This window comes from Gryllotalpicola sp. (assembly GCF_027352875.1).
Lineage (GTDB): Bacteria > Actinomycetota > Actinomycetes > Actinomycetales > Microbacteriaceae > Gryllotalpicola.
The window spans coordinates 58072-64526 of the sequence record NZ_DAIEII010000064.1 but is presented as its reverse complement, the minus strand read 5'-3'; the positions used below and the strand labels follow the sequence as shown (position 1 = coordinate 64526).

The 6455-nt window shown below is 67.0% G+C and carries 8 protein-coding genes; all 8 read left to right on the top strand.

The window, feature by feature from the left end; all coding sequences use genetic code 11:
- Positions 1-37 precede the first annotated feature (37 nt).
- A complete protein-coding gene (locus M7D61_RS07910) occupies positions 38-589 on the top strand; it encodes a YceI family protein (protein ID WP_298229256.1) in 552 nt (183 codons plus the stop codon).
- Between the two features lie 410 nt (positions 590-999).
- On the top strand, positions 1000-1791 hold the full coding sequence (locus M7D61_RS07905) for a sigma-70 family RNA polymerase sigma factor (protein WP_298229254.1): 792 nt from the start codon (positions 1000-1002) through the stop codon (positions 1789-1791).
- 104 nt (positions 1792-1895) lie between these two features.
- On the top strand, positions 1896-2738 hold the full coding sequence (locus tag M7D61_RS07900) for a flagellin (protein ID WP_298229252.1): 843 nt from the start codon (positions 1896-1898) through the stop codon (positions 2736-2738).
- Positions 2739-2915: 177 nt separating this feature from the next.
- Positions 2916-3767, top strand: coding sequence for a flagellin (locus M7D61_RS07895; protein ID WP_298229249.1), 852 nt, complete (start codon positions 2916-2918; stop codon positions 3765-3767).
- 21 nt (positions 3768-3788) lie between these two features.
- A complete protein-coding gene (gene fliD, locus M7D61_RS07890; RefSeq protein WP_298229247.1) occupies positions 3789-5195 on the top strand; it encodes a flagellar filament capping protein FliD in 1407 nt (468 codons plus the stop codon).
- A gap of 26 nt (positions 5196-5221) precedes the next feature.
- Positions 5222-5626, top strand: a complete 405-nt coding sequence (fliS, locus tag M7D61_RS07885; protein WP_298229245.1) for a flagellar export chaperone FliS — start codon at positions 5222-5224, stop codon at positions 5624-5626.
- Positions 5613-5912: a hypothetical protein gene (locus tag M7D61_RS07880; RefSeq protein ID WP_298229244.1), complete on the top strand. Its 300-nt coding sequence runs from the start codon at positions 5613-5615 to the stop codon at positions 5910-5912. The genes fliS and M7D61_RS07880 overlap by 14 nt, the downstream gene beginning before the upstream one ends.
- Before the next feature lie 190 nt (positions 5913-6102).
- The gene (locus tag M7D61_RS07875) at positions 6103-6444 is read left to right on the top strand and encodes a flagellar basal body protein (protein WP_298229242.1); all 342 of its coding nucleotides are present in this window, start codon (positions 6103-6105) and stop codon (positions 6442-6444) included.
- Positions 6445-6455: the final 11 nt, after the last annotated feature.

Sequence of the window (6455 nt, the reverse complement as noted above, 5' to 3'; positions counted from 1 at the left end):
TTGACCCATCCGTTTCCGTCACCATCAGGAGAGAACCATGACAGCCCTCGACATCCCCGGCTACAAGGCCGGCACCTGGACGATCGACCCTTCCCACACCGAGGTTGGCTTCAGCGTCCGTCACCTCGCAATCGCGAAGGTGCGCGGCAAGTTCGAGAAGTTCGAGGCGACGATCGTCACTGCGGAGAACCCGCTCGAGTCGACCGTCTCCGCCAAGGCCGAGGTCGCCTCGGTCAACACCAACGACATGAACCGCGATAACCACCTGCGCACCGGCGACTTCTTCGAGGCCGCGAAGTACCCCTATATCGAGTTCGTCTCAACCGGCGTCCGCCAGGCGGGCCACGATTTCAAGATCGACGGCAACCTCACGATCAAGGACGTGACTAAGCCGCTCACCTTCGATTTCGAGTTTCTCGGCTTCCAGGCCGACCCCTATGGCAACTACAAGGCCGGCGGGACTGCGAAGGGAAAAATCAACCGCGAGGACTGGGGCCTCACCTACAACACCGTCCTCGAGGGCGGCGGTTTCCTCATCGGCTCCGAGGTGACCATCACCCTTGAGATCGAGGTCACGCTCAACGCGTAGCACCGCCCCTCACCCGAAGAGCCCCCGCCGCACGGTGGGGGCTCTTCGTCTATCACACCTACCGCCCGGTGGCCGAAAGGCGCACGTCGACACGCCGAGAAGTTGCACATAACAACACATAAATGTGCACAAAAGGGGCACGCCCCCCGTTTTGGGGCTCCCCCTCCGCGAGGGCGATTTCGCGTGAAACCGATAGTCGATTCCCCGTCTCTGTAACGCGGCGTTAACCGGGGAAACAGGCACCACTTCCTTGAAACGACTGGGATCTCAGGCATTTCCTGGACAACTGACCAGATTCCACAACGTTTCCCACAGGACATCCCCACATAGAACGTTGTTTCTGCCCCCTTTTTGGCCGAAACGGTAGCCAGCTCTTTTACAGGAGTTTCCCCCCGCATACGTTCATCAACGTGATCCCTAGTGAACGAAACCACGTTGTCCTGGCCAACCTGCCGTTGGTCGGGTACCTCGTCTCGGAGGTGGCCGGCTCCGCCACCCACCTCTCGCGCGACGACCTCGCCGCAGCCGGTTCGATCGCCCTCATCGAAGCGGCCGACGCCTTCGACCCGACTCGCGGTGTCCCGTTCGGCGCCTACGCCCGCGAGCGCATCATCGGCGCCATCAAGGACGAGATGCGCCGGGCCGACTGGGCCAAGCGCGCCGCGCGCCAGCAGATCACCGCGACGATGAAGACCCAGGAGCAGCTCACGGCCGCCCTCGGCCGGGAGCCGACCGTCGACGAGATCGCCCACGCGCTCGGCGTCGACCGCGCGACGGCCGCGCAAGGCGTCAGCTACGCGACGCGCACCGTCACGAGCCTCGACGCCTACGCGGTCGAGACGATCGTTTCGCCCCAGATCACGCCCGACGAGGCGGCCCTCATCAACGAGCGGCTCGACTTCGTCCACCACGCCGTCGAGTCGCTGCCCGAGCGCCTCCGCGACATCGTCAAGGCCGTCTACTTCGAGGATCGCTCCGTCACCGAGCTGGCTGAGGAACTGGGCGTGACTCACTCGGCCGTCTCGCAGCAGCGCGCCCAGGCAATCGCCCTGCTCAAGGCCGGCCTCGAGAAGTTCTACGGCGACAGCGAGCCCGTTGAGGAGCCCGAACGCAAGACGACCCCGCGAACCGTCGCGTACCTCGACGCGTTCCGCGAGCGCGCACTCCCCGCTTCGCAGCGGATGCGCCCCACCGCGGGCTGAGGCTCGGAACGAACTAACGCACGACCCCCGGGGACCGATAGAACCCGGTGCAAGAACACCTGCCTACGGATGGGCGGGTGAAACCCAGTCAAGGAGAGACGATCATGGGATTCTCTGTCAACACCAACATCGCTGCCCTCTCGGCGTACAACAACCTGTCGTCGACGCAGAACAAGCTCCAGCAGTCGCTGGCCCGCCTTTCGAGCGGCTACCGCATCAACACCGCCGGCGATGACGCTGCGGGCCTCGCGATCTCGGAGGGCCTGCAGGCGCAGGTGTCCGGCACCGCGGTCGCCAGCCGCAATGCGCAGGACGGCATCTCGATGCTGCAGACCGCGGACGGCGCTCTGACCCAGGTCCAGAGCATCCTCCACCGCGTCCGCGACCTCGCCGTGCAGGGTGCCAACGGCACCAACACGACGGGTTCCTACGGCGCCATCAACACCGAGATCGGCCAGCTCAGCGCGGAACTCACCCGCATCGGCAACGGCACCTCGTTCAACGGCATCCAGCTGTTCGACGGCTCGACCGCGTCGACGACCTTCCAGGTCGGCACCGGCGCGGCGGCGACCGACACCGTCGCCGTGAACAACGTCAACCTCACCGGCGCCGCCGGCTCGATCACTACGCTGTCGACCACGCTCGGCACGCCGATCTCGGACAACACCACGGCGCAGGCGGTCATCACCGCTGTCGACACCGCGATCAGCTCGGTCTCGACCGGCCAGGCGACCCTCGGTGCTGCCGAGAACCGCTTCGCCCACGCGTCGTCCTACCTCGCGGTGCAGGGCCAGAATCTCTCCGCCGCGAACAGCCGCATCCAGGACACCGACATGGCCAGCGAGATGGTCACCTACTCGCAGTCGTCGATCCTGCAGCAGGCCGGCGTCTCCATGCTCGCCCAGGCGAACGCGAGCAACCAGGGCATCCTGAAGCTCCTCGGCTAGTCGGCCACCGCCAGGCGTCGGCGGTGCCGGCCGGGGTAAGGGATCACCCCGGCCGGCGCCGCCGGCGCCTCTCCCGCTGTGCACGAAACACGGTGCTAACGAGATCGGCTCACTCGGCGATAGTCCGGGTTACCAGCATCCATCCGCGGATGCCGATCCCAGTCGAGGAGAGAAGCCATGGGGTTCTCCGTCAACACGAACGTCCCTGCACTCGAGGCCTACAACAACCTCAACAACACGCAGGGCAAGCTCCAGCAGGCGCTCGCGCGCCTCTCGAGCGGCTACCGCATCAATACCGCCGGTGATGACGCGGCCGGCCTCGCGATCTCGGAGGGCCTGCAGGCGCAGGTCTCCGGCACCGCCGTCGCGCAGCGCAACGCGCAGGACGGCATCTCGATGCTGCAGACCGCGGACGGAGCGCTCACGCAGGTGCAGTCGATCCTCCACCGCATCCGGGATCTCGCCGTCCAGGGCGCCAACGGCACCAACACCACCGACTCGTACGGTGCCATCAACACCGAGATCGGCCAGCTCAGCCAGGAGCTCACCCGCATCGGCGACGGCACGTCGTTCAACGGCATCAAGCTGTTCGACGGCTCGACGCCGGCGACGAACTTCCAGGTCGGCACCGGGACGAACGCGGCCACCGACGTCGTCGCCGTGGCCAACGTCAACCTCACGGGCGCCGGCGGCGCGGTCACGACGCTCAATGCCGCACTCGCGACGCCGATCTCCGCGACGGCAGGCACTGCCCAGGCCGTCATCACGGCGGCGGATGCCGCCATCAGCGCCGTCTCGACCGGCCAGGCCACCCTCGGCGCCGACGAAAACCGCTTCTCGGACACGGTGCAGTCGCTCGCGATCCAGGGTCAGAACCTCTCCGCCGCGAACAGCCGCATCCGGGACACCGACATGGCGAGCGAGATGGTCACCTACTCGCAAGCGTCGATCCTGCAGCAGGCCGGCGTCTCCATGCTCGCCCAGGCGAATTCCAGCCAGCAGGGCATCCTCAAGCTCCTCGGCAACTAGTAGCGATCCAAGGGGGCAGCGATGACCATCGCTTCCAGCACGCCCACCACCTCGGCGACCCAACTCAGCGGACTCGCGTCCGGCCTCGACACCTCGAGCATCATCGCCAAGCTGATGGCCAACGCCACGCTGCCCCAGACCCTGCTCAACAACCAGATCACCAGCGAGCAGCGGACGATGTCCGCACTGCAGACGCTGAACTCTCAGTTCGCCTCGCTCGCCACGGCGACCGCGCCGCTCACCGGCAGCTACACGGCGAACGCCATGGCGGCGACGGTGTCCGACCCGTCTGTCGCGTCCGCGTCCGCCACCTCGACCGCCGCGGCCGGCAACCTCAGCTTCAGCGTCGACCGGCTCGCCGCGCGCCAGAGCGACGTCACAGCCGCGATGTCGATCTGGACCGCGAGCACCGGTCTCGCGATCACCACGTCGACGGGCACCATCAACGTCACCGCCGCATCCACCAGCCTCGATGACGTCGCCGCCGCGATCAACGGCGCAGGCGCCGGCGTCACGGCGACCAAGGTGCAGGCCGGCACCGACGGCTCGGGCAATCCGCTCTACCGCCTCCAGCTCCAGTCCACCTCGACGGGGGCGAGCAGCGCGTACAGCATCACCGCCGGCGGCCAGGACATCATCGCCGGCCTCGGCGGCACCAACCTCACCCAGGCGGCCGACGCCCAGATCACGCTCTGGGCCGGAACGAGCGCCGCGCAGGCCGTCACATCGAGCACGAACACCTTCGCCACTGTGCTGCCCGGCGTCACGCTGGCGGTCAAAGGCCTCAGCTCCGGCGCGATCAGTCTCGATGTCAGCCAGGACACCCAGGCCGACGCGAGCACCGTACAGGGTCTCGTCACCTCGGTGCAGAACATCCTCGCACTCGTCCAGCAAGGCTCGAGCGCCTCCACGTCGACCGACCCGACGAGCGGCGCGACCACGACGAACCTGGGCCCGTTCACGACCGACTCGACGGTGCGCACCGCAGCACAGGACCTCACCGACGCGCTCACCCTCGACGCCAACGGCACCTCGCTCTCGTCGATCGGGATCAACCTGGACGAGAACGGCAACATCACCTTCGACTCGAGCACGTTCCAGACGGCGATGACGAACGACCCGGCCGGCACGCAATCCCTGCTCGCCACGGTCACCTCGCGCGTCTCCCAGGTCGCGACGAATGTCTCGGACCCGACCGCGGGATCGCTCTCGACCGAGATCTCGGGCGAGAAGGACACCATCGCGGCGATGCAGCAGAAGTCCACCGACATGGCGACACTGCTCACCCAGAAGCAGACGCAGCTCGAGCAGCAGTTCTCCTACATGGAGACGATGATCAGCCAGATCAACTCGCAGGGCTCGTTCCTCACCTCGTACTTCGATTCGCTGAACGGCACCTCGTCGTCGTCCACCAAGAAGTCCTCCTGATCCCAACCTCGGAAGAAAGCGATCCCATGACCAACGCGCTTCAGGCCCGCACCGCCTACACCCGCGAGAGCGTGCTCTCGGCGACCCCTGCCCAGCTCGTCGTCATGCTGTACGACCGCCTCGTGCTCGACATGCAGCGCGCGGAAGCCGCGCAGCTCGCGGAGGAATGGATCGATGCGCATGGGCACCTCATGCACGCGCAGGACATCATCACCGAGCTTCAGCTCACGCTGCGCATGGACGTCTGGGACGGCGCCGACCGCCTCTTTGCGATCTACGTCTATGTGAAGAACGCGCTCGCCGCCGCCAACCTCAACCGCGATGTCGAGCGCACCCGCGAGGCGCTGCGCCTCATGACGCCGCTGCGCGAGTCGTGGACGCAGGCCGCGCTCTCGCTGCAGACATCCGGCTCCGAACGTGGCGTCGCCTGAGTCGCTGACGCTCTGGGAATCCGTCCTCGAGCGAATCGAGACGGATCTCGCCGCCGCGGCCGCGGGCGGCGAGGTGCCGCGGTGGGATGCCCCGACCGGCATGCCGCCGCTGCCCGAGGAGCTGCGCGAGCGCACCCGGCGCCTGCTCGCCGCGCAGGCCGATCTGCTCGAGCGCGCCCACGACACCAAGGCCGACCTCGGCCGGCGCCTCGCCGCGCTGAACGCCCTGCGCCCCCTGGCCGCCACCACCACCGCCAAGCCCGTCTACATCGACGCGATCTCCTGACCTTCTGCCGTTCTGCGACGTTCGAGATCCCCCATTTCGACCCTTCCCTGCGCGGGAGAGGTCGAAATGGCGGATTTCGATGTGAGGGCTTACCAGGCGGGGGTGCGCCCCCGATAGCCAACTGCGACGGGCACGGACTGCCCCGCATCCCGGCCACGGATCGGCCCTCCCGACCATCGTGAGGTGCGCCGTGATCGACTCCGTCACCCAGGCCGCGCTGCAGAGCGCCATCGACGGCCTCTCCTTGCGCCAGCAGGCCATCGCGAACAATGTCGCGAACATCAACACGCCGAACTACCACGCCCAGCGCGTCACCTTCGAGGATGCTCTTGCCGCCTCGGTCGTCGGCGGCAACGGCAACGTCACCGCGCAGACGCAGCAATCCCTCGAGCCGACCCGGCTCAACGGCAACAACGTCAACCTCGACGAGGAGACCCTCAGCAACGTCGAGACCGGGCTGCGCTACCAGTTCGCGACGCAGGCGATGAGCCAGCAGTTCCAGTCCATCAGCGCCGCGCTGAAATCTTCCTAAGAGGGGATGAC

Excerpts from the sequence above, each read along its gene's own strand:
- fliS (WP_298229245.1), top strand. The coding sequence starts at position 5,222 with ATGACCAACGCGCTTCAGGCCCGCACCGCCTACACCCGCGAGAGCGTG.
- fliD (WP_298229247.1), top strand. The coding sequence starts at position 3,789 with ATGACCATCGCTTCCAGCACGCCCACCACCTCGGCGACCCAACTCAGC.
- M7D61_RS07910 (WP_298229256.1), top strand. The coding sequence starts at position 38 with ATGACAGCCCTCGACATCCCCGGCTACAAGGCCGGCACCTGGACGATC.
- M7D61_RS07900 (WP_298229252.1), top strand. The coding sequence starts at position 1,896 with ATGGGATTCTCTGTCAACACCAACATCGCTGCCCTCTCGGCGTACAAC.
- M7D61_RS07895 (WP_298229249.1), top strand. The coding sequence starts at position 2,916 with ATGGGGTTCTCCGTCAACACGAACGTCCCTGCACTCGAGGCCTACAAC.